This is a genomic window from Flavobacterium sp. GSA192, assembly GCF_006386525.1.
Lineage (GTDB): Bacteria > Bacteroidota > Bacteroidia > Flavobacteriales > Flavobacteriaceae > Flavobacterium > Flavobacterium commune.
The window spans coordinates 360,998-383,827 of the sequence record NZ_VAHC01000003.1 but is presented as its reverse complement, the minus strand read 5'-3'; the positions used below and the strand labels follow the sequence as shown (position 1 = coordinate 383,827).

Here is a 22,830-nt window from a genome sequence, read left to right as displayed (position 1 = left end):
ATGGAAAATATAAATAAAAAAATTCTCTTAGTAGAAGACGACTTAAATTTTGGAGCTGTTCTAAAAGATTATTTAATGTTAAATGATTTTGACGTTACTTTAGCAAAGAACGGAATGGAAGGTTTTGAGAAATTTAAAAAAGATTCTTACGATTTATGTATTTTAGACGTAATGATGCCTTATAAAGATGGCTATACATTGGCTAAAGAAATAAGAGAAAAAAATGCCGAAGTGCCTATTATCTTCCTTACGGCAAAATCAATGAAAGAAGATGTTTTGAAAGGTTATAAAGCAGGGGCTGATGATTATTTGAATAAGCCTTTTGATTCAGAAGTATTGTTGATGAAAATTAAAGCCATCATTCAAAGAAAGGCTTCTGATGTTAAGGCAGAACAAGTTCCTTTTGAGTTTACAATAGGTAAATTTCATTTGAACTCAAAATTGAGATTCTTAAGTTATGCCGGAGAAGAACCGGTGAAATTGTCTCCAAAAGAGAACGAATTATTAAAAATGCTTATTCTCCATGAAAATGACTTGATGCCAAGAGAGTTGGCTTTAACTAAAATATGGAGAGATGACAACTATTTTACTTCAAGAAGTATGGATGTTTATATTGCTAAATTGAGAAAATATCTGAAACTTGACGAAGATGTAGAGATTTTAAATATTCACGGAGAAGGTTTCCGATTGGTAATTAAAAATAAAGCCTAATAAATAAAAAGTCCCGATGAAAAATTCGGGACTTTTGTTTTATGAATTTTCGATAAGAAATTAATCAAATAAATCAGAAGATAAATAACGATCTCCTCTGTCGCAAATAATAGCTACAATCACACCGGATTCAAGTTCTTCTGCAATTTTTACTGCTACAGCAACTGAGCCACCGCTACTCATTCCTGCAAAAATTCCTTCTTCTAAGGCCAAACGTTTAGTCATTTCACGGGCTTCCTGTTCGCTTACATCAATTGTGCGATCTACCTTTGAAGGATTAAAAATTTTTGGCAGGTATTCTATAGGCCATTTTCTGATTCCTGGAATTTGGGAGCCTTCCGAAGGTTGAGCACCAATAATTTGTACTGCCGGATTTTTTTCTTTCAAATAAGTAGAAGTCCCAATGATGGTTCCCGTAGTTCCCATAGCTGACACAAAATGCGTTACACTACCTTCGGTATCATTCCATATTTCAGGACCGGTGGTGTTATAATGTGCTTTCCAGTTGTCATTATTGGCAAATTGATTCAACATGATGTAACCACCTTCGGCTACTTTTTTATCTGCATAATCTCTGGAACCGATGATTCCCTCTTTGGCAGAAGTCAAAATCACCGTTGCACCATATGCGCGCATGGTTTGGGTGCGTTCTTTGGTAGAATCTTCAGGAAGTATTAATTCGATTTCGATTCCTAGTAATTGCGCAATCATTGCCAGAGCAATTCCTGTGTTTCCACTGGTAGCTTCAATTAACTTGTCTCCTTTTTTGATTTCACCGCGATCTAATGCGCCTTTAATCATATAATAAGCTGCACGGTCTTTAACACTACCGCCGGGATTATTTCCTTCTAGTTTTAAAAGTAGTTTTACGTTTTTATTTTGTACTAAATTGACTGTTTCTACGAGTGGAGTATTTCCTATTAAGTCAACTAATTTTTGAGATTTCATATATTATTTAATTTCTTTTACTTTTACTTCAGTAGTTGTGGTGTTCATGACAATTGATTTTGGAGGAACCGACTTGGTTACCCAGGCATTTCCTCCTACAATACTATCTTTTCCAATAGTGGTTTCACCGCCCAGAATAGTAGCATTGGCATAAATACAAACATTTTTTTCTACTGTTGGATGTCGTTTGGCGTTTTTCATGTCTTTACTCACACTCAAAGCACCAAGGGTAACTCCCTGATATATTTTTACATTTTTTTCAATAACGGTGGTTTCACCAATAACAATTCCAGTGGCGTGGTCTATGAAAAATGGCGAATCAATTTTGGCTCCCGCATTAATATCCGTTCCCGTTGTTTTATGTGCATATTCGCTCATTAATCTTGAAAAAAGCATCAAATCCAAGTTGTAGAGTTCGTGACTTAGACGATAAATGGCAATTGCATAAAAACCAGGATAAGCTAAATAGACTTCTTCAATGCTATTGGAGGCCGGGTCATTTTCTAAAATATAAGCTGCGTCCTGATTTAATTTTTCAAGTACAGCGGGAAGTTTTTGGAGAAAACTATCCCACATAGATTCGCAAGTAACTTCCGGTTTTTTACAGGCTACTCTTGAAATATCTTTAAATAAACCTTCAAGTTCATCAATGCTTTCTGCCAACGAAGCATTTGAGTCAAATAAAGTATAGAATAATTTTTCAGTGAATTTTTCAATTTTAGTTTTTATTCCGTAATTGATGGATAGGTGACTTTTTAAAGAGTCGATGTTTTTTATAATTAGATCCTTTGTCATGACTTTTGGATTGTTAGTAGAAAGAATGCTACTTGATTCTATTGCTGTTGCTAATTTTAAACAAATATATTGAACTATTTTGAATAAAAGGATAGAACAGTCACGCTTTCACATTGCGATTTTATTTTTTATAAAACGAGTTTCCGAGTCGATTTTGTCGAATAGAAATCTAGTTTCTTAAAACCACAATTTTAAATTTAGTATTTTTGAAATCTGATATCATTTAAAATGAAAAAAATAATATTTCCGATAATGTTAATTGCTATTGTGGTTGCTTTTTATGAGCAAACATCGGCTGAGAAAAATGTGTATGTAACAGTAGTTGCAATGGCGGTTTTTATGTTTGGAATGATGCGATTAAGTGCTAAAACGCCAAGTAAGAATCAAGAAAAAGACGAAGAAAATGTTTAGTAAAGGAGATAAGGTTTCGGTACTCGATGACGCTATCAACGGTGTGGTATTGGCTGTAAAAGGCAATGAAGTTACTGTTGAAACCGATGAAGGTTTTGTAATGAATTTTTTAAAAAATGAATTAGTTAAGTTAAACGATTCTAGTAATTTAATGGATTCTATCAAAAGAATTAATGTAGATGAAATTAAGAAAGAAAAAACAATACCAAAGCCCAGAAGTTTTGTGAAAGAGAAAAAGGACAAACATGAAGTTGGTGTTCCTGAATTTGATTTACACATTGAGAAATTAGTCAAAAATAAAAACGGAATGTCGAATTATGATATTTTGACATTACAGGCTGAAACAGCTCAGAGGCATATTGAATTTGCTATTAAAAATCGTATTCCTAAAATAGTTTTTATTCACGGTGTGGGTGAAGGTGTATTGAAAGCAGAACTCGATTTTCTGTTAGGACGTTACGATAATATTGATTTTCAGGAAGCCAATTATCAAAAATACGGACAAGGAGCAACTGAGGTTTTTATCAGACAAAGTAAAAAATAAAAAAAGGATCAATGGTTGGGAACCCTAGTTCTATATCTTAAATTTAAATAAGGATTGCCATCAATTGCTTAAAATTTTAAGAACAATTGGTGGCAATCTTTTTTATTGGTTATAATTATAATCTTAAACCTGAATCACTCCCAAATTAAATGCTTTTTCAATAGGAGCGTGGTTTGCGGCTTCAATACCCATAGAAATCCATTTTCGCGTTTCCAGCGGGTCGATAATAGCATCAGTCCAAAGAAGGGAAGCGGCATAATAGGGTGAAGTTTGTTCGTCGTAACGTGCTTTTATTTTGGCAAACAATTCTGCTTCTTTGATTTCATCTACAGTCTCGCCTTTAGCTTTTAGTGAAGAAGCTTCTATTTGTGCCAATACTTTTGCAGCCTGCGTACCACCCATAACGGCGAGTTCGGCACTTGGCCAGGCAAAAATTAATCTTGGATCATATGCTTTTCCACACATGGCATAATTTCCTGCACCGTATGAATTCCCTACAATCACGGTGAATTTTGGTACTACCGAATTACTCACGGCGTTAACCATCTTAGCTCCGTCTTTTATGATTCCGCCTTGTTCTGATTTGGAACCTACCATAAAACCGGTTACGTCCTGAAGAAAAACAAGTGGAATTTTTTTCTGATTGCAATTGGCAATAAAACGCGTTGCTTTGTCGGCACTATCGGAGTATATCACACCGCCAAACTGCATTTCGCCTTTTTTGGTTTTGATGACTTTTCGTTGGTTGGCAACAATTCCCACTGCCCAACCGTCAATTCGGGCGTAACCTGTGATGATGGTTTGTCCATAACCATCTTTGTAGGCTTCAAACTCTGAATTATCCACCATACGATTGATGATTTCCATCATATCGTATTGCTCGGTACGGGCTTTTGGCAAAATGCCGTAAATTTCGTTTTCGTCTAAGGCTGGTTTTTGGGGTTTTATGCGGTTAAAACCTGCTTTGTCGTAGTCACCAATTTTGTCAACGATATTTTTAATTTTGTCTAAGGCATCTTTGTCATCTTTGGCTTTATAATCGGTAACTCCAGATATTTCGCAATGTGTTGTGGCTCCGCCCAGACTTTCATTGTCGATGGTTTCGCCAATGGCAGCTTTGACTAGATAGCTTCCGGCAAGAAAAATACTCGCCGTTTTATCAACAATTATGGCTTCGTCACTCATGATAGGCAGGTAAGCACCACCGGCAACACAGCTGCCCATGATAGCCGAAATTTGTGTAATTCCCATGCTGCTCATAATAGCATTATTCCTGAAAATACGACCAAAATGTTCTTTGTCTGGGAAAATTTCGTCCTGCAAAGGCAAATACACTCCGGCACTGTCAACTAAGTATATAATCGGAATTTTATTTTCCATCGCAATTTCTTGTGCACGCAGGTTTTTCTTAGCCGTGATAGGAAACCAGGCACCGGCTTTTACGGTCGCATCATTAGCAACAACAATACATTGTTTTCCTTTGATATAACCTATTTTTACCACAACACCCCCCGAAGGACAGCCACCGTGTTCTTTATACATTCCTTCTCCCACGAGAGCTCCAATTTCGATACTTTCGGCTTTATCATCCAATAAATAGTCAATGCGCTCACGGGCAGTCATTTTTCCTTCGGCATGTAATTTTTGGATGCGTTTAGTTCCGCCTCCTAATTTTACTTTTGCCAGTTGTTGCTTTAATTCAGAAAGTGAAAGTTTATTGTGATCTTCGTTTTTGTTGAAGTTTAAATCCATGGTGTTTGTAATTGCAAGAAAATTGATGGCTAAAATACAAAACCATTAATCCATTTTTATAGGAAAAAGAAATATTTTTTATTTGGAACACAGATGAAACAGATTTAGCTGATTAACACAGATAAAAGATTAAAAAAATTTGTGAAACTTAATGTTTTCTTTGCAAGACTTGGTGTGATTGAAGATGATAAAAAAAGAACCGCAAGTTCACAAAAGTTTAAATTTGCGAACTTGCGGTAAAAAAATAAAAATAAAAAAAATTATTTCTTAGAATCGTTAACAAGTCTTTTTAAAAGAGCCCATTGTTTTAAGGCATCACGAGCTTCAACAGCCGGGTAGCCCAACATGGTTTTTCCGGCGGGAATATCACAGGTAACTCCCGAACCTGCACCAATAACAGCTCCGTCACCAATAGTAGTATGATCTTTTATCGAAGCACTTCCGCCAATGATAACGCCATTTCCTAGTGTTACTGAACCAGCTAAACCGCTGTTTCCGGCCATAATGCAAAAACGTCCCAATTTACTGTTATGTCCTATTTGAACTAAATTATCAATTTTACAACCATCACCTAAAACAGTGGAGCTGAATTTACCTCTGTCGATACAACTATTGGCACCTATTTCGACATTATTTCCAATGACTACGTTCCCGATTTGAGGGATTTTTACCAAGCCTTTTTCAGGACAGGGACGGAATCCAAAACCATCAGCTCCGATGGTGGCATTGGGATGAATAATACAAGCATTACCAATATGACAACGCTCTCTGACCACAGTTCCTGACCAAATTACCGTGTTTTTCCCAATAGTAGATTCGTCAAGAATGGTTACATTAGGATAAATTGTACTGTTTTCTCCAATTTTTACATTAGGTCCAATATAACTTCCGGCACCAATCTTTGTTCCCAAGCCAATACTAGCTGTTTTGTCAACTACTGCATTGGGATGAATATCTACGAAAAATTCAGGTAGTGGAGGTGCAAAAAGTTCTAATATCTGCGACATTGCTAAATCAGCATTCTTAACTTTTATAAAAGCTCTGTTTTCGCCGGGTTTAATAGAAATATCTTCATTTACTACGGCAACACAGGCCTTTGATGTAGCCCAAAGTTTTTCGTATTTTTTGTTTCCAATAAAAGAAATTTCAGAATCAGAAGCGACTTCCAATTGCTCAGCAGCAGTAATATTTTGTGATGTATTGCCGGAAATTACGCCTTTAAGTACATCGTTTATTTCCTGAATAGAATAAGATTTCATAAGGTGGTTAGGAAAATTAGTTAAATAGATGACTCAAATGAACTGATTCTATATACACAATCCTAATATTTTAAGAATACAGGGCTAAAGTTTAACAAAGACTTATTCTTAATGGGGTTTTTGTAATCTTTTTATGAAATAAAAAGGAATGAAGTAATGTATAAAACAATAAAACTACCTGAAGAAGTAGTTTTATTGTTTTGAATAAGTAATCGGTTATATTTTAACCTTGATAACAATTTTTTTAATTTTTCCATTGCTTATCATAGCCGCATGAACATCTTCAGGAAACAAGATAGTAAATTGTCCCGGATTTAATTCAAAAAACATATCGGGTTTGTCATAGAAAAAACGAACGTCTTTTTCGTCGCTGTAATCACCATTTGGACTCATACATTTTTCTCTTGGTTTCCATGCATAGGTTTCCGGTCCGGCAACACAAACCTGAATGTCAATATTTTTATCGTGACATTCAAAGTGAATTAAACTTTGTTCTTTTGAATTTCCGTTTCCGGAATTAACGATAATTTTTAAATCATCGGAATATTGGGTTACGCCATCCGCTAGATTGGCTAAGTCATTTTCGTTTAAAAATTGAAATGCTTTTTCGAATGCAGGGTGTAAACCATAGTATTTCGTTGCATTGTTTAATGAATCTACAATCATTTTAAAGTTGTTTTAATTTTATGGGTAAAAAATAGTTGCTTTTTTGAAACAAAAAATAAAAGTACATTTTTAAATTTAACTGCCTAATTAAAATTTGACAAAAAGAGTTTTTTTAACGAATCGAAGGTTTAATTGAAGGAGTTTTTTAGTAGTAGTTTTGTACATTTGTTTTAAGCCTAAAATTCGTATTTAATGATTACTACTTTAAAGAGCATAAGTTTAATTTTATTTTTAGCTGTATTTTTGCCTTGTAAATCGCAAAATACGGTTGTAAAATCAGCAAAAGAAATAACAACAATAGTTGATGATACTACTTTTGTGAATTTAAAAAACTATAGCTCGGATTTTGTATATGATATGAAATATGCCACCGAAGACAATTTCCTGAAAGCAAAAGTTTATGATTGTGCCGAATGTTATCTTAGATTGAAAACAGTTAAAGCCTTGATTTTAGCCAACCAAAAATTTATCAAAAAAGGCTATCGCATTAAACTTTTTGATTGTTACAGACCCTTAGATATTCAAAAAAAGATGTGGCAAATTGTTCCCAATCCGGAATACGTTGCCAATCCGGCAAAAGGTTCAATCCATAATCGGGGTGGAGCAGTCGATATTACGCTGGTAGATAGTAATGGAAAAGAACTGGATATGGGTACTAAATTTGATTTTTTTGGTCCGGAAGCCAGTCATCATTATGCTGGTCTTACTGAAGAAGTGAAAGAAAACAGAAAATTATTGAAAAAAATTATGTTGAAGAAGAATTTTATTTCTTTTGATTCTGAATGGTGGCATTACAATTTAAAGTCGGCTTTGACGGATAAAGTTGCCAACGAAAAATGGAAGTGCGAGTAGTTACAATTTTCTCAAATTAAATTCTTTGTACAAAAATAGGTCGCTCCGTTGGAGCTTTATCTAACTAATAATTACCGTTTTCTACAAATATTTAGTTACTAAAGGATTATTTTAGTCCCATTGGCATCTAACTGTTTGTAGAAAATGAGAATTCTCCAAAAAAGCTCCAGAGGAGCGACCTGTCATTGTAAATTTTCTCTTTAACGGATATTGGTTTAATATAAAATCCAATACTTTCAAGCAGATAAATTGAAAGTGTTGGCTTTTTATGATAAATCAAATAAAGAATAAAGTAGGCTATTGATTTAGTTTTCGATACATTTTAAATTATTAATAAAATAAGTTTCGGGTTGATATGTTTTTCCATTTAGTTCCGAAACTAATTGTTTTTTAACAATATAATCTTCTGTATCCGATAAATATTTTATTCGCATTAATGAAAGTGGCGAACTTTTCAAGTCTTCCATTGTTCCTTTCATAAACATGAAATTTCCAACGATGACACGGTTGTCAAAACCATTTTCGTCTCTAATCATGCTTCCACAGTATTCCAAATTGGTATGCACCAGAGTAATTACTTTTCCGTTGTTGAGTTGTAGATACAATCTGGAGTTTTTATCAAAACAATTGGCTTTAATAAAACCTTTGCTTTTTTGAATAAGTTGCACATTGAGCGTTGGCAAACCATCTGTTAAAGACAAAGTGTAAAAAATATAGCTGGAAGTTCCTGCGAAAATTTTCTCAGAAATCAGGTATTCTTTGGTTAGTTTGTAGGTTCCTAGGGAATCTTTTATGTTAGTTGCGTAGTCGCAATCTTTTTGTGCAAAAGTGTTTAATGATAAGAAGAATAAAGCGGTAAGTAATAGTTTTTTCATTATTAATTTATTTTGGCGCAAATTAATACTATTTTATTATTATTTGCATCTGTGGTAAAAAAAGTATATAAATTTCCTCCGTCTTTAATTTTCCATTTTTTTCGAATGTTTTCAACGGTTTCGGGAAAATTACGAGTGGTAATATTGGATTGTTTTCCGCCCAAATAATTTTTCATTTCGGTTTTATTGTACGGAAAAGCAGCTGTGATCTCGAAAATTCTGCCCGGAAACGAGATGATTGCATCGGCGGTGTACAAATGCGAATGTTTATGCAATTTAGCCACATTGTAATTAACGGCAACTGCATCAAATCCGCCCGATTTCATGATGGCGCTATTGGGTTCGAATAAATATTTTTTGGGTAAACTGTAATCCGGAAACAGTTCCTGATTCATATTAAACTCAAAAATATCTATTTTTCCTTTATTGATGTTGGCGGTTTTTAAGCTGATTTCGCCCACATAATTTTTGTGTAATTCCCAAAGCAATTCTTTTACTTCGTTTTCCAAAGCTACAATATGAATGGCTTTTACGTTTTTCAATTCGGATAATCCTGCCGAAAGATCCAGTAAAGGTGCGGTTTTGATTAAGATGGCATCCGAATTTTCGAAATAAAAGTCAAGGTTTTCGGGAACATTAGGGAGGCAGTCTTTGAGCATGAAAACTTTGCCTTTGGCATCATTTCGTCTCGAAGGATCAATGTAAATCCAATCCCATTTTCGATTCAAAGTTTTTAAGGTTTCAAAACTGTCACCAGCATGGCATTCGATATTTTTTATATTCAGCTGTTCAAAATTGTGTTTGACAATTGCTGAAAGTTCAGGATTAATTTCGCAATGGACTACCGATTTGATTTTGGCAGCAAAAAAAGAATCATCTACACCAAAACCACCGGTAAGATCAATTAAATTTTCTCCCGAAAGGATACTGGTTTTGTATAAAGCCGTTGGTTCGGAAGAGGTTTGTTCGACCGAAATTTTACTGGGATAAATAATATTTTTGGTGCTAAACCAAGTTGGTAATTTGTCTTTAGCCTTTGTTTTAGCTTCAATTTGATTCAAAATCCGAATCCATTCCACATCAGGAAATGGATTTTTTTGAAGGGCTAATTTCGAAATGGAGTTCCCTATTTGGTTTTCAATAAATTCTTGAATTTGGGGTTGTAAAATAGTAGAATCCAAACCTAAATATCTTTAGTTAGCAATTGAATGATTTTGTTTTCAGGAATGAATTCTTTTCCTATCACTTTCAGAATTGTGTACAACGGAACAGCAATAATCATCCCTAATATTCCCGAAAGAAAGCCCGCAATTAAAATAACAAGAAAGATTTCCAAAGGATGAGAACTGACACTTTTTGAGAAAATAACAGGTTGCGAAACATTATTGTCAATAATCTGAACAATCCAAAAACCGATTAATACATAGATGGTCGTAGGTAAAATTTCAGATTGGAAGTCATTTCCTAAATTACTTAACATGGTCAATAAAGCCGCTAATACAGAAGCAATCAATGGACCGATATAAGGAATGATATTCAATACGGCACATAAAAAAGCAATAATTAAGGCATTTGGGATTCCAAAAATGATCAAAACAATCAGGTATAAAAGAAATACAATAGATAATTGCAATAATAATCCAATGAAATAACGAGAAAGTAAATCGTTGATTTTTTCGAAAGAGTTCAAAAATTGCTCTTCATAACTGTCCGGGATTAGTTTTTTAGCTCCACGTAAAAAGAGTACTCTGTCTTTTAAAAAGAAAAAAGTAATAAATAATACTGAGCCTAGACCCACTCCAAAACTACTGATGGTACCTAAAATACTATTTAAAAAATCAGGAATAAAAGTGAAATTGATTTTAGAAGAAATATTAGCTTCCTTTAATACTTTGGAAGAATCAATATTGTGAGAATCTAAAAAAGCCTTGATTTGGTTGACTAATTCGCTAATGTTTTTTTCTATTTCAGCGGTATTTAGTAAGGATAAATTTTGTCCTTGAGAAGAAATTAAAGGAATAAACATTAAAACAAATCCCAAAATAATCAATACAAAAATGACTATCGTAATAATAGTTGCAAAGATGTGGCTGAATTTTAATCGTTTTTTAAAGAAATTTAAAATTGGTTTTCCAATCATCGTAAGAATGATTGATACGACCAAATAAGTAAGTACAGTACTGATTTGATATAGAAAAAGCAAAATTAAACCGACAATAACTACGGTTAGTAAAGCGCGAAGGATTCCGTTGGATATCGTTTTTGATGTAATCATAGCAATGTTTTAGTTTATAAAGATAAAGAAACTCAAATCATTTTTGAAGTAAATTCATAAAGCGCAATACTTGCAGCCTGAACCACATTCATACTGCTGTTTTGACCAAACATATTGATGTGTACAATTTGGTTTGAAATTGCCAAAAGAGCTTCGTTTATACCATTAATTTCGCTGCCAATTATAAGTGCTGTTTTTTTATCAGAAGGCAAAACCACTTCTTTTAATGCTTTGCTGCTTGATGCAATTTCTAACGAAATTATTTCATAATTATTCTCCCGTAAGTAATTAATTAGAACTTCATTTTCTTCAAATACGGCATAAGGAACATGCAAATGGGTACTTCTGGAAGTTTTATTAATTTTTCTGGGATTTAGAGGAATGTCTTTTCCTAAGAAAATAATTTTTTCAATTCCGAAAGCTTCTCCAATTCTAAAAAGCGAACCAATATTTTGTTGGAAATAAATATTATCACAAACTAAAGTGATAGGAAATTGTCTTGGTTGAAACTTATTTTCTTCGTGTTTTAGCTGCACTTGAATTAGTTATTAAAGATATAGTTCATAATATTAGCTCCCATTTTCAATGCTTTTTCACGTACTTCAATTGGGTCGTTATTGACTTCGGCATTTTCCCAGCCATCACCTAAATCACATTCAAAAGTATATAGCAGTACTAATCTATTGTCTACAAAAATGCCAAAAGCTTGTGGACGTTTACCATCGTGTTCGTGTATTTTAGGTAAACCATTGGAAAAAAGATAAGGTTTTTGAAAAATAGCGTGATTAGCAGGGATTTCAATCAATTCTTTGTCAGGGAATATTTTTTTAATTTCTTTTCGAATGTATTGATCCATTCCGTAATTATCATCAATATGTAAAAATCCGCCGCCTTTTAAATATTTTTGAAGATTAACTACATCCGATTCACTAAAAACTACGTTTCCGTGTCCCGTCATGTGGATAAAAGGATAGGAAAATAAATCAGGGCTACCAGGTTCTACCGTGGCGGGTTTTGGATTAATAGTGGTGTTGATATGGCTGTTGCAAAAACGAATTAAATTCGGAAGTGAAGTAGGATTGGCATACCAATCGCCACCACCGCTGTATTTTACCAAGGCAATTTCCTGGGAAAAAGAGATAGTGTAACATAATAAAAGCAAACCTATATAAAGTCTTTTCATTTTTTAGTCCTTAGTAGTTAGTCCTTAGTACCTAGTTTTTTTTAGTCCTTATTAATTAAATTCATCCTAAACTAAGGACTAAGGACTCCAAAAACTAAGGACTATTCTTCATTAAAAAACACCACGCTATGACAAGCTACTAACGCTGCTGTTTCGGTTCTTAATCGGGTGTTGCCTAAAGAAACGGGAACATAATTATTATCTAATGCCAATGCGATTTCTTTAACCGAAAAATCGCCTTCTGGGCCAATAAGTAAAGTAATATCTTCGTTGGCTTTCAAAACCGATTTCAATGTTTTTTTATCGGTTTCTTCGCAATGGGCAATCAATAATTTACCAGTATTTTTTTGATTGATGAATTCTTTAAAACTTACCGCTTCGTTCAATTTTGGTAAGTAAGCTTCGTTGCATTGTTTTAGTGCTGACAAGATGATTTTGTCAAATCGTTCTTTGTTGATTACTTTTCTTTCGGAGCGATCACAAATAATTGGTGTGATTTCCTGAATACCAATTTCGGTAGCTTTTTCCAAAAACCATTCGTAGCGGTCGTTCATTTTTGTTGGTGCAACCGCCAGATGTAAATGGAATTTTGGCGTTTCTTTTTTCTCTACAGCATTAATTTTCACCGTGCATTTATTATCTGAAGCTAAGGTGATTTCGCATTCGAATATATAGCCTAAGCCATTGGTTACAAATAAAATATCGCCGTCTTTTTTTCGTAAGACTTTGATAATGTGTTTGCTTTCTTCTTTGTCGAAAGAAAAGGATTCCGTTTGCGGGTCAATATTTGGATTGTAAAATAATTGCATAGTTTAGAATTGAATTCGCGCTTTAGAAACAACTGAAGCATTTTCGAAATTTTGAGACAAGAATTTTTGATAACCTACAATTCCTATCATGGCAGCATTATCGGTCGTGTATTCAAATTTAGGGACAAATGTTTTCCAGCCGTATTTTTGTTCAGCGTCTTTTAAAGTTTGTCTGATTCCGGAATTTGCCGAAACGCCTCCGCCAATAGCTATTTGTTTAATTCCCGTTTCTTGTACAGCCAATTTTAATTTGTCCATTAAAATTTGGATAATCGTATATTGAATCGAAGCACAAATATCATTGGTGTTTTCTTCGATAAAATTTGGATTTTTTTGTTTTTCTTTTTGGATGAAATATAAGATTGCCGTTTTTAAACCTGAAAAACTAAAATCCAGTCCGGGAACTTTCGGTTTGGTAAAAGGATATGCTTTTGGATTTCCCAGTTGGGCATATTTATCTACTAAAGGCCCACCAGGATAGGGAAGTCCCAGGATTTTAGCGCTTTTGTCAAAAGCTTCACCTACAGCATCATCGGTGGTTTCGCCAATGATTTGCATATCAAAAAAGTGGTTGACTTTCACAATTTGGGTATGTCCGCCGCTAATGGTTAAGGCCAGGAAAGGAAATTCGGGTTTGTCATAACCTTCTTCGTCTATAAAATGCGCCAAAATATGTGCGTGCATGTGGTTGACCGCAATAAGTGGAATTCCCAATGCCAGTGCCATTGATTTGGCAAATGAACTACCTACTAATAAAGAACCCATTAGTCCCGGTCCTTGAGTAAATGCAATGGCTGAAAGTTGTTCTTTTTGTATATTGGCTTTTTTTAAAGCAGCATCAATTACAGGTACAATATTTTGCTGATGTGCTCTTGAAGCCAGTTCAGGAACCACACCGCCGTACTGGGTATGAATTAATTGATTTGCCACAACATTTGACAGTACTTTGTCGTTACATAAAACGGCTGCAGCAGTATCATCGCATGAACTTTCGATAGCAAGAATAAAAACCTCGGGATTTAGCATATTTGAAGGCACAATTTTTGAATTATCTATAGAAACCGATTTTATTTTTTTTAATTTTACGGCGCAGCCAAAATTAAAGAATTTTTATTAAAGGTTTTGCTCTTTCCTTAAGCAAAATAATATTTCATAAATAAAAGCAAAGTATATCAAAAAAGCCATTAAAATAACTTCGAGTATAATTCTGGGGCTCATCATTCTTTTGTTGATGCTTGGTATTGCTTTATCTTTGCCGGCGGTTCAAACTAAAGTGGGAAAATACCTGATGGGACGAATCAATAATGATTTTGGGACTAATATTAATATTGATAAAGTTAAAATTTCTGTTTTTGGTGGAGTGAAAATCCAAAATGTGTTGATTTTAGATCATCACAAGGATACTTTGATTTACACGAAGATTTTGAATACGAATCTTTTAGATGTGAATGCGGTTTTAGAAGGCGATTTGATTTTTAAAACTATTCGTTTGAATGGTGTTCTGTTTGATATGAAAACCTATAAAAACGAGAAGAAAACCAATATGGATGTTTTTATTGATGCTTTTGATTCTGGAAAACCACCCTCCGGCAAGCATACGCTTTTTATTTCCGATAAGGCCTATATTAATAATGCTCATTTTAGATTGTATGATTATAACAGAGCTAATCCAAAAGATGTTGATTTTACAAAGGTTAATGCTGAATTGACGGATTTTAAACTCTATGGACCGGATGTGGATATAAAAATCGATAAATTATCTTTTTTAGATCATCGTGGATTGTTTGTAGCTGATTTAAGTACGGTTTTTAGCTATACAAAGAAAAAAATTCAGTTGAAAAATCTGGATTTGAAAACGCCTGAATCCAAAATAAAAGCTGAAGTGGCGTTGAATTATAAAATTGAAGATTTTGCTCATTTTAATGATAAAGTAAAGTTTGATGTTAAGATTCATTCGGCTTCGATAGCAAGTAATGATGTTCGTTATTTTTATAATGAATTAGCTAAAAATCATTTCTTTTATATCAACAGAGCCGATATTAATGGGGCTTTAAACGATTTGTATGTAAATCGTTTAAAGTTAGTTGATTCGAAAAAAACAAGAATTGAAGGTGCTATTCGTTTCAAAAATATTTTTGGAAAACAACATCAGCGATTTTATATGGATGGCGATTTTAGCCGAATCAACTCGAGTTACGATAATTTAGTGAACCTTCTTCCTAATGTTCTTGGCAAAAAACTACCGGTTGAATTAAAAACATTGGGGGATTTTTGGATGGAAGGAAGCACCCAACTTACAGCTACAGCTATCGATGCAGCACTGAATTTGAAATCAGAAATTGGAAGAGTACAGTCGGTTTTTTCGATGACAAATATAGATTTTATTGATAAAGCGACTTATACCGGAAATGTAGTTTTTGAAAATTTTGATGTTGGAACTTTTTTAAATCGTGAAGATTTAGGAAAAGTAACCATGGATGTCAATGTAGATGGAAAAGGATTTACAGAGAAATTCTTGAACACACAGTTAAAAGGAACTATCAATACAGTTGATTATAAAAATTACAGATACAGCAATATTGTTGTTAATGGTAATTTTAAATTGCCTTATTATAAAGGTCAAATTTCGGTAGATGATCCTAATCTGGATATGGAATTTGATGGTTTGGTTGATTTAAGTGCCAAAGAAAATAAATATGATTTTCATATCAATGTGGCCCATGCCAATTTGAATAAGCTGAAATTTGTAAAGGATAGTATTTCTAATTTTAAAGGTGATGTGGTGGTACAGGTCACAGGAAATACTATTGAAAATTTACAGGGAAATATTTATATAAAAGAGACTTCGTATCAAAATGTAAAGGATACTTATTTTTTTGATGATTTTAATATTAATTCCACTTTTGACGAAAAAGGAATTCGTACGCTAACAATTGATTCTCCGGATATTGTTGAAGGAAAAGTGGTAGGGCGTTTTCAATTTAGTCAATTAGGAAGATTGGCTAAGAATTCACTGGGTAGTTTATATACTAATTTTAAGCCCGAAAAAGTAAACAAAGGACAATTTTTAAGGTTTAATTTTACTATTTACAGTAAGATTGTTGAGATTTTATATCCCGAAATTGCGTTGGCAACCAATACGGTTCTTAAAGGAAACATCAAATCGGATGGTCAGGAATTTAAGATGAATTTTAATTCGCCTAAAATTGTGTATGCTAAGAATACTTTTGATAATATTAGTGTTGCTATTGATAATAAAAATCCGTTGTACAATGCTTATGTGGAATTAGATAGCATCAAAACGCCTTATTATAAAATGCGTGATTTTAGCTTGATTAACATCACCACTAAAGATACTTTACTGTTTCGTTCCGAGTTTAAAGGAGGCGAAAAAGGAGAAGATTATTTCAATCTGAATTTATATCATACCATTGATGAGGATAATAATAATGTGGTAGGTATTAGTAAATCAGAGATGAAATTCAAGGAGAATTTATGGTATTTGAATCAACAGGACCGATCGGATAATAAAATAGTTTTTGATAAATCGGTTAAGAATTTCAATTTTGATAATATCATACTTTCTCACGAAAATCAATCTGTGGCTTTAAATGGGGTAATAAAAGATAATTTGAATAAGAATTTAGAACTTAGTTTTAAAGATGTTGATTTGTATAAAATTACGCCTTTGAGCAGTAAGTTTGTGTTTAACGGAAATGTAAACGGTGCCATTCATTTTAAACAAAACAATCAGATTTATAAGCCCACCGCTTCATTAATAGTCGATAAACTGAATATTAATAAAACCGACTTGGGAACTTTGAAGTTTGATATTGAAGGAGATCAAAATCTGGAAAAATTCAGTATTAATTCTTATTTGCAAAATGATAATCTGGAATCTTTTAATGCTAACGGAAGTTTTGAAATTGTCAACAAGAAAACGGTTCTTGATTTAAAATTGAAATTGGATAAGTTTAATTTAGGTGTTTTTAGTTCGTTAGGAGGTGACGTTTTGTCTAATATCCGAGGATTTGTAACAGGAAATTCAATTGTAACAGGAGATGTAAATAAGCCAAAAATAAGCGGACGATTGTTTGTAGATAAAGCAGGAATGACTATTCCTTATCTCAATGTTGATTATCAGTTGAGTGATCGTTCAGTAGTGGATTTGGTAGATGAGACATTTTTGTTTAGAAATAATACCATTACCGATTCTAAATTTAATACCAGAGGTTTATTGAATGGTAGTATTGAGCATAATAATTTTGCAGACTGGAAACTGGATTTTGGGATAACTTCCAAAAGGCTGGTGGTTTTAGATACCAAGGATTCTGAAGATGCGGCCTATTATGGAACTGCTTTTATTAACGGAGCTGCAACGATTAAAGGACCTACTAATGCTTTGTTGATAAAAATTGACGCAAAATCAGAGAAGGGATCCGACGTTAAAATACCTATTAATTATGCCGAGAGTGTAGGCGAGAATTCTTTTATTCACTTTGTAACACCCAAGGAAAAGTATAATAAAAAAATGGGAATTGTCGAAAATACCCGAAAGTATAATGGTCTTGAGTTAAAATTTGATTTGGACATAACGCCCGATGCCGAGGTGGAAGTGATATTAGATAGAAATTCAGGACATGGAATGCGTGGTAGAGGTTATGGTTCACTTTTGTTTGAAATTAATACTTTAGGAAAATTTAATATGTGGGGTGACTTCCAGGCTTATGAAGGAACTTATAATTTTAAATACGGCGGATTAATTGATAAGAAGTTTGATGTAAAAAAAGGAGGTTCTATTTCCTGGGAAGGGAATCCAATGCGAGCGCAGTTGAATTTACAGGCGGTTTACAAAACCATTGCGAATCCTGCTGTTTTGTTGGACAATTCTTCATTTAACCGAAAAGTCCCGGTGAACGTAGTTATTGGTATTCAGGGAGATTTAGCCAGTCCGGATCCTGATTTTAATATAGAATTCCCAACGGTGAGTAATGTTTTAAAATCGGAAATTCAATATAAATTATACGATAAAGATGTAAGGCAAACACAGGCTTTGTACTTGCTTTCTTCGGGAGGTTTTTTGAGTCCTGAAGGAGTGAATCAGTCTGATTTTTCGGGAAGTTTGTTTGAAACCGCTTCCAGTTTGTTAGGAGATATTTTAAAGACGGATAGTGATAAGTTTAAGGTAGGACTGAATTATGTTTCTCCTGACAGAAGAATTGGTAGAGAAACCGATGGTAGAGTAGTAGCAACTATTTCGTCAAAAATTAATGAGCGTATTTCTATTAACGGAAAGGTAGGGGTTCCTTTTGGAGGAATTAATGAATCGGCAGTAGTAGGCGATGTTGAAGTTTTGTATAGGGTAAATCAGGATGGAACAATGAATTTACGATTATTCAACAGAGAAAATGATATTAATTATATTGGTCAGGGAATAGGTTATACCCAAGGTTTAGGGGTGACTTATGATGTTGATTTTGATACTTTCAGGGAATTGGTTAGTAAGATATTTAAAAAATACCGTATTCAAAATACAGGTAATACTAATGAGTATTTTCAGGATTCTAATGTAATTCCGGAGTATATTAATTTCAGTAAAAAGAAAGCTCCTAAAAAGGCTGATTCAAAAAAGAATAAAGAAGCGGTTAAAGCCGAGGACGAAGAGTAGTTTGCTAATCGATGTTGTTTTATTAAAATGTTAGATAAAGGTTAAAATAAGGTATTCTTAGTTAAATTATCTAAAAATCGATTTCTTTCAAAAAAAAGTTCAGTTTTTTTGTTTTTTGTGAAACTTATTAACGAAAACGTTTGAATTTAAGCTGATTAGTTAAAATATTAAGTCATACCCTTTTAAAGTAATTAATGTTTCTTAATTTTACCTTTCAAAACTAAAACTATGCTAAAAACAATAAAAAAAATAGGTGTTTTAACCTCAGGTGGAGATTCACCGGGAATGAATGCCGCGATACGTTCTGTAGTTCGAACTTGTGCTTATCATAATATAGAATGTGTTGGGATTTACAGAGGATACCAAGGGATGATTGAAGGAGACTTCAAAGAAATGGGACCTCGTAGTGTAAATAATATTATTAATAAAGGAGGAACGATTTTAAAATCGGCTCGTTCATCTGAATTCAGAACTGCTGAAGGAAGAAAAAAAGCACATGATAACTTAGTTAAAGAAGGGGTTGAAGCTTTAGTAGTTATCGGAGGAGACGGTACGTTTACAGGAGCTTTGATTTTTAACTCAGAATATAATTTTCCTGTAATGGGAATTCCGGGAACGATCGATAATGATATTTACGGAACAACACATACTTTAGGATATGATACTGCTCTAAATACCGTAGTAGATTGTATCGATAAAATTAGAGATACTGCCAGTTCACACAATCGTTTATTCTTTGTGGAAGTAATGGGAAGAGATGCCGGACACATTGCATTGAACGCAGGTATTGCAGGTGGTGCTGAAGAAATTTTAATTCCTGAAGAAGATTTAGGGCTAGATCGTCTATTGGAATCACTTCAAAAAAGTAAAGCTTCCGGAAAATCATCCAGTATTGTTGTAATTGCAGAAGGAGATAAAATAGGTAAAAATGTATTCGAATTAAAAGATTATGTGGATGCTAATTTGCCGGAATATGATGTTCGTGTATCTGTATTAGGACACATGCAACGTGGAGGTTCGCCTTCTTGTTTTGATAGGGTATTAGCTAGCCGTTTAGGTGTTAAAGCTGTAGAATCATTATTAGACGGAGTGTCTAACTTTATGGTAGGATTAAAAAATGATACTGTAAATCTTACTCCATTATCATTAGCCATCAAAGGTAAGTCGGAAATCGACAGAGAGTTGTTGAGAGTTTCAGATATTATCACAACTTAATAAAAATTGTAGCAGAATTAATTATTAAATTTGCGAAAATTTTTCAATCAGAATAATAAACAATAAATAAATAAAGAAATGTCAAAAGTAAAATTAGGAATAAACGGTTTCGGAAGAATCGGAAGAATTGTTTTTAGAGAGTCTTTCAACAGAGATAATGTAGAAGTTGTTGCAATCAATGACTTATTAGATGTAGATCACTTAGCTTACTTATTAAAATATGATTCAGTTCACGGTCGTTTTGATGGTGATGTTGAAGTAAAAGAAGGAAAATTATACGTAAACGGAAGAAACATCCGTATCACTGCTGAAAGAAATCCAGCTGACTTAAAATGGAATGAAGTTGACGTTGATGTAGTTGCTGAATGTACTGGTATTTTTACAACTATCGAAACTGCAAATGAGCACATTAAAGGTGGTGCTAAAAAAGTAATTATTTCTGCTCCTTCTGCTGATGCTCCAATGTTTGTAATGGGAGTAAACCACGAAACTGCAAAAGCTACTGATTTAGTTGTTTCTAACGCTTCTTGTACTACAAACTGTTTAGCTCCATTAGCTAAAGTAATTCACGATAACTTCGGAATTGTTGAAGCTTTGATGACTACTGTTCACGCTACAACTTCAACTCAAATGACTGCTGATGGTCCTTCTAGAAAAGACTGGAGAGGTGGACGTGCTGCTGCAATCAACATTATTCCTTCTTCTACAGGAGCTGCTAAAGCGGTTGGAAAAGTTATTCCTGAATTGAATGGAAAATTAACTGGTATGGCTTTCCGTGTTCCTACTGCTGACGTTTCTACTGTTGACTTAACTGTAAAAGTAGCTAAAGAAACTTCTTATGAAGAAATTATGGCTGTTTTGAAAAATGCTTCTGAAACTAACATGAAAGGTATCTTAGGATATACTGAAGATGCTGTTGTTTCTCAAGATTTTATCTCTGACAAAAGAACTTCAATCATTGATGCTACTGCAGGAATTGGTTTGAATTCTACTTTCTTTAAATTAGTATCTTGGTACGATAATGAGTACGGATACTCTAGTAAATTAATTGATTTATCTGTACATATTGCAGGTTTAAAATAATATTTTACAATTTTAGAAAATCCCGTTCGATGCGTCGAACGGGATTTTCTTATTTTATACCTCTTTTAATTAATGTAAAAACAACATTTTTAATTAAAAAGGAACAGCTTATCTAAAAACAAATCTAAAAACTAAAATAAATGAAATTAATAGTTGATAGTGGTTCTACCAAAGCCGACTGGATTGCGATAGACGATCATGGAAAAATATTATTTACAACTCAAACACTGGGTTTAAATCCGGAAATCCTGGAAGGAGATCAAATTGTAGCTCGTTTAGAGGATCGATTTGATATTCAACAAAGCAAAAAAGAGGCTACTCATTTATTTTTCTATGGTGCAGGTTGCGGAACTGACAGAATGAAAATCAGTTTGACTGCTGTTTTTCAGGATTATTTTCCAAATGCTAAAATTGTTGTGGAAGAAGATACTTATGCGGCTGTTTATGCAACTACGCCAAAAGACGAAAAAGCAATTGTTTGTATCCTGGGAACAGGTTCCAATTGCAGTTATTTTGATGGAACTCAATTGCATCAAAAAGTACAATCTTTAGGGTATATCGTTATGGATGACGCCAGTGGAAATGTTTTTGGAAAAGAATTAATCAGAAAATATTATTTTAATAAAATGCCTAAAGATTTAGCTGTTGAATTTGAAAAAGAGTTCAATGTGGATCCTGATTTTATTAAAAACAAATTATACAAAGAAGAGAATCCAAACGCTTATTTGGCCACCTTCGCTAAGTTTTTAATTCAGCATAAAGAAACTGAGTTTTGTCAAAAAATTATTCGTAAAGGCATGAAGTCTTTTGTGAAAAATTACATTCAGCAATATGATAATTGCAAAGAGGTTCCGGTTCATTTTATTGGTTCAATTGCTTATTATTTAAAAGAGGAATTGCAACATACTTTTGATAAATACAACTTACAATTAGGTAATGTTTTAAGAAGACCTATTGATGGTTTGATTTCGTATCACGTAGCTAATAAATAAGAATTATGGAAATTGCTATTATTTCACACGATGGAAAAAAAGTTGACATGGTTCAATTTTTAAACAAAAATAAAGATATTTTATCCAGAGAAAATATTCAGCTTATTGCTACCGGTACAACCGGAGGAAGAGCTGAAAAAGCAGGTTTTAAAGTAATGAAAATGCTTTCGGGACCTATAGGAGGTGATGCTCAAATAGCTGCCAGAGTGGCTGAAGGAAAAACTAATATGGTTTTCTTTTTTAAAGACCCTTTGGCAAGTCACCCACACGAACCAGATGTGAGTATGCTTGTTCGTGTATGTGACGTACACAATGTGCCTTTGGCTACTAATGAAGCTACAGCACAATTATTATTAGATGCAATTGCTACTAGAGTATAGCAATTACTGAAATTTCTACATTTACATTTTTTGGCAAACAAGCCACCTGAACCGTTTCACGAGCTGGAGCGGTTTTTTCGTTAAAATAAGAACCATAAATGCCGTTGATAGCTCCAAAATCATTCATGTTCATGATAAAAATAGTTGATTTTACAACGTTTTCAAAAGTCATTCCGGCAGCTTCCAAAACAGCTTTTAGATTTTCCATAACCTGAGTTGTTTCGGCTTCGATAGTAGCGGTAACTAAACTTCCGTCAGCTGGATTGATGGCGATTTGTCCCGAAGTGTATAAGGTGTTACCGGTAAGTATGGCTTGATTATACGGACCAATAGGAGCAGGGGCTTTTTCGGTAAAAATTACTTTTTTCATGATAATAGGGTTTTATATGAAACGAATGGTTTTGTATTTTAG

The 22,830-nt window shown here is 33.6% G+C and carries 22 protein-coding genes; 9 read left to right on the top strand and 13 right to left on the bottom strand.

Annotated features, from left to right (window positions below):
- The gene (locus tag FDM27_RS08520; RefSeq protein ID WP_071185897.1) at positions 1-711 is read left to right on the top strand and encodes a response regulator transcription factor; all 711 of its coding nucleotides are present in this window, start codon (positions 1-3) and stop codon (positions 709-711) included.
- Between the two features lie 60 nt (positions 712-771).
- Here FDM27_RS08520 and cysM read toward each other — a convergent pair whose 3' ends face one another.
- Positions 772-1,659, bottom strand: a complete 888-nt coding sequence (gene cysM / locus FDM27_RS08515) for a cysteine synthase CysM (protein WP_140485945.1) — start codon at positions 1,657-1,659, stop codon at positions 772-774.
- A 3-nt stretch (positions 1,660-1,662) separates the two neighbouring features.
- Positions 1,663-2,454: a serine O-acetyltransferase EpsC gene (epsC, locus tag FDM27_RS08510; protein WP_140485944.1), complete on the bottom strand. Its 792-nt coding sequence runs from the start codon at positions 2,452-2,454 to the stop codon at positions 1,663-1,665.
- Positions 2,455-2,682: 228 nt separating this feature from the next.
- Here epsC and FDM27_RS08505 point away from each other — a divergent pair, with 228 nt between their 5' ends.
- Together FDM27_RS08505 and FDM27_RS08500 are read left to right on the top strand one after the other, a co-directional pair.
- Positions 2,683-2,865, top strand: coding sequence for a hypothetical protein (locus tag FDM27_RS08505; RefSeq protein WP_071185894.1), 183 nt, complete (start codon positions 2,683-2,685; stop codon positions 2,863-2,865).
- Complete coding sequence (locus FDM27_RS08500) at positions 2,858-3,409, top strand: Smr/MutS family protein (RefSeq protein WP_140485943.1); 552 nt, start codon at positions 2,858-2,860, stop codon at positions 3,407-3,409. Before FDM27_RS08505 ends, FDM27_RS08500 begins: the two co-directional genes overlap by 8 nt.
- 123 nt (positions 3,410-3,532) lie before the next feature.
- Here the strand turns inward: FDM27_RS08500 and FDM27_RS08495 are convergent, their stop codons facing one another.
- The 3 genes from FDM27_RS08495 to FDM27_RS08485 form a co-directional block, all read right to left on the bottom strand.
- Entirely contained in the window at positions 3,533-5,161 is a 1,629-nt protein-coding gene (locus FDM27_RS08495; RefSeq protein ID WP_140485942.1) for an acyl-CoA carboxylase subunit beta, read from the bottom strand.
- Between the two features lie 260 nt (positions 5,162-5,421).
- On the bottom strand, positions 5,422-6,420 hold the full coding sequence (gene lpxD / locus FDM27_RS08490; protein ID WP_140485941.1) for a UDP-3-O-(3-hydroxymyristoyl)glucosamine N-acyltransferase: 999 nt from the start codon (positions 6,418-6,420) through the stop codon (positions 5,422-5,424).
- 216 nt (positions 6,421-6,636) lie between these two features.
- Complete coding sequence (locus tag FDM27_RS08485) at positions 6,637-7,086, bottom strand: YhcH/YjgK/YiaL family protein (RefSeq protein ID WP_140485940.1); 450 nt, start codon at positions 7,084-7,086, stop codon at positions 6,637-6,639.
- Between the two features lie 192 nt (positions 7,087-7,278).
- Between FDM27_RS08485 and FDM27_RS08480 the strand changes: the two genes are divergently transcribed.
- Positions 7,279-7,938: a M15 family metallopeptidase gene (locus tag FDM27_RS08480; protein WP_140485939.1), complete on the top strand. Its 660-nt coding sequence runs from the start codon at positions 7,279-7,281 to the stop codon at positions 7,936-7,938.
- Positions 7,939-8,243: 305 nt separating this feature from the next.
- On the opposite strand, the gene FDM27_RS08475 is transcribed toward FDM27_RS08480, so the two are convergent.
- The 7 genes from FDM27_RS08475 to tsaD form a co-directional block, all read right to left on the bottom strand.
- Positions 8,244-8,813: a hypothetical protein gene (locus FDM27_RS08475; protein WP_071185888.1), complete on the bottom strand. Its 570-nt coding sequence runs from the start codon at positions 8,811-8,813 to the stop codon at positions 8,244-8,246.
- Between the two features lie 2 nt (positions 8,814-8,815).
- Complete coding sequence (locus tag FDM27_RS08470) at positions 8,816-9,994, bottom strand: THUMP-like domain-containing protein (RefSeq protein ID WP_140485938.1); 1,179 nt, start codon at positions 9,992-9,994, stop codon at positions 8,816-8,818.
- A gap of 2 nt (positions 9,995-9,996) precedes the next feature.
- The gene (locus FDM27_RS08465) at positions 9,997-11,088 is read right to left on the bottom strand and encodes an AI-2E family transporter (protein WP_140485937.1); all 1,092 of its coding nucleotides are present in this window, start codon (positions 11,086-11,088) and stop codon (positions 9,997-9,999) included.
- Positions 11,089-11,120: 32 nt separating this feature from the next.
- Positions 11,121-11,624, bottom strand: coding sequence for a TrmH family RNA methyltransferase (locus FDM27_RS08460; RefSeq protein ID WP_140485936.1), 504 nt, complete (start codon positions 11,622-11,624; stop codon positions 11,121-11,123).
- Between the two features lie 5 nt (positions 11,625-11,629).
- Positions 11,630-12,271 (bottom strand): DUF4159 domain-containing protein, encoded by a 642-nt coding sequence (locus FDM27_RS08455; protein ID WP_140485935.1) that lies wholly within the window; start codon positions 12,269-12,271, stop codon positions 11,630-11,632.
- Between the two features lie 101 nt (positions 12,272-12,372).
- Positions 12,373-13,080, bottom strand: a complete 708-nt coding sequence (locus FDM27_RS08450; RefSeq protein WP_140485934.1) for a 16S rRNA (uracil(1498)-N(3))-methyltransferase — start codon at positions 13,078-13,080, stop codon at positions 12,373-12,375.
- 3 nt (positions 13,081-13,083) lie between these two features.
- Positions 13,084-14,106 (bottom strand): tRNA (adenosine(37)-N6)-threonylcarbamoyltransferase complex transferase subunit TsaD, encoded by a 1,023-nt coding sequence (gene tsaD / locus FDM27_RS08445; protein WP_140485933.1) that lies wholly within the window; start codon positions 14,104-14,106, stop codon positions 13,084-13,086.
- 205 nt (positions 14,107-14,311) lie between these two features.
- Here tsaD and FDM27_RS08440 point away from each other — a divergent pair, with 205 nt between their 5' ends.
- The 5 genes from FDM27_RS08440 (at position 14,312) to FDM27_RS08420 (ending at position 22,418) form a co-directional block, all read left to right on the top strand.
- A complete protein-coding gene (locus FDM27_RS08440; protein WP_140485932.1) occupies positions 14,312-18,748 on the top strand; it encodes a translocation/assembly module TamB domain-containing protein in 4,437 nt (1,478 codons plus the stop codon).
- A 228-nt stretch (positions 18,749-18,976) separates the two neighbouring features.
- On the top strand, positions 18,977-19,963 hold the full coding sequence (gene pfkA, locus FDM27_RS08435) for a 6-phosphofructokinase (protein WP_071185880.1): 987 nt from the start codon (positions 18,977-18,979) through the stop codon (positions 19,961-19,963).
- Positions 19,964-20,041: 78 nt separating this feature from the next.
- Entirely contained in the window at positions 20,042-21,046 is a 1,005-nt protein-coding gene (gap, locus tag FDM27_RS08430; protein WP_071185879.1) for a type I glyceraldehyde-3-phosphate dehydrogenase, read from the top strand.
- A 140-nt stretch (positions 21,047-21,186) separates the two neighbouring features.
- Positions 21,187-22,038, top strand: coding sequence for an N-acetylglucosamine kinase (locus FDM27_RS08425; protein WP_071185878.1), 852 nt, complete (start codon positions 21,187-21,189; stop codon positions 22,036-22,038).
- Between the two features lie 5 nt (positions 22,039-22,043).
- On the top strand, positions 22,044-22,418 hold the full coding sequence (locus tag FDM27_RS08420; RefSeq protein WP_071185877.1) for a methylglyoxal synthase: 375 nt from the start codon (positions 22,044-22,046) through the stop codon (positions 22,416-22,418).
- Here the strand turns inward: FDM27_RS08420 and FDM27_RS08415 are convergent.
- Positions 22,408-22,788: a RidA family protein gene (locus tag FDM27_RS08415; protein WP_071185876.1), complete on the bottom strand. Its 381-nt coding sequence runs from the start codon at positions 22,786-22,788 to the stop codon at positions 22,408-22,410. The two genes, FDM27_RS08420 and FDM27_RS08415, sit on opposite strands and share 11 nt — an antisense overlap.
- Positions 22,789-22,830 lie beyond the last annotated feature (42 nt).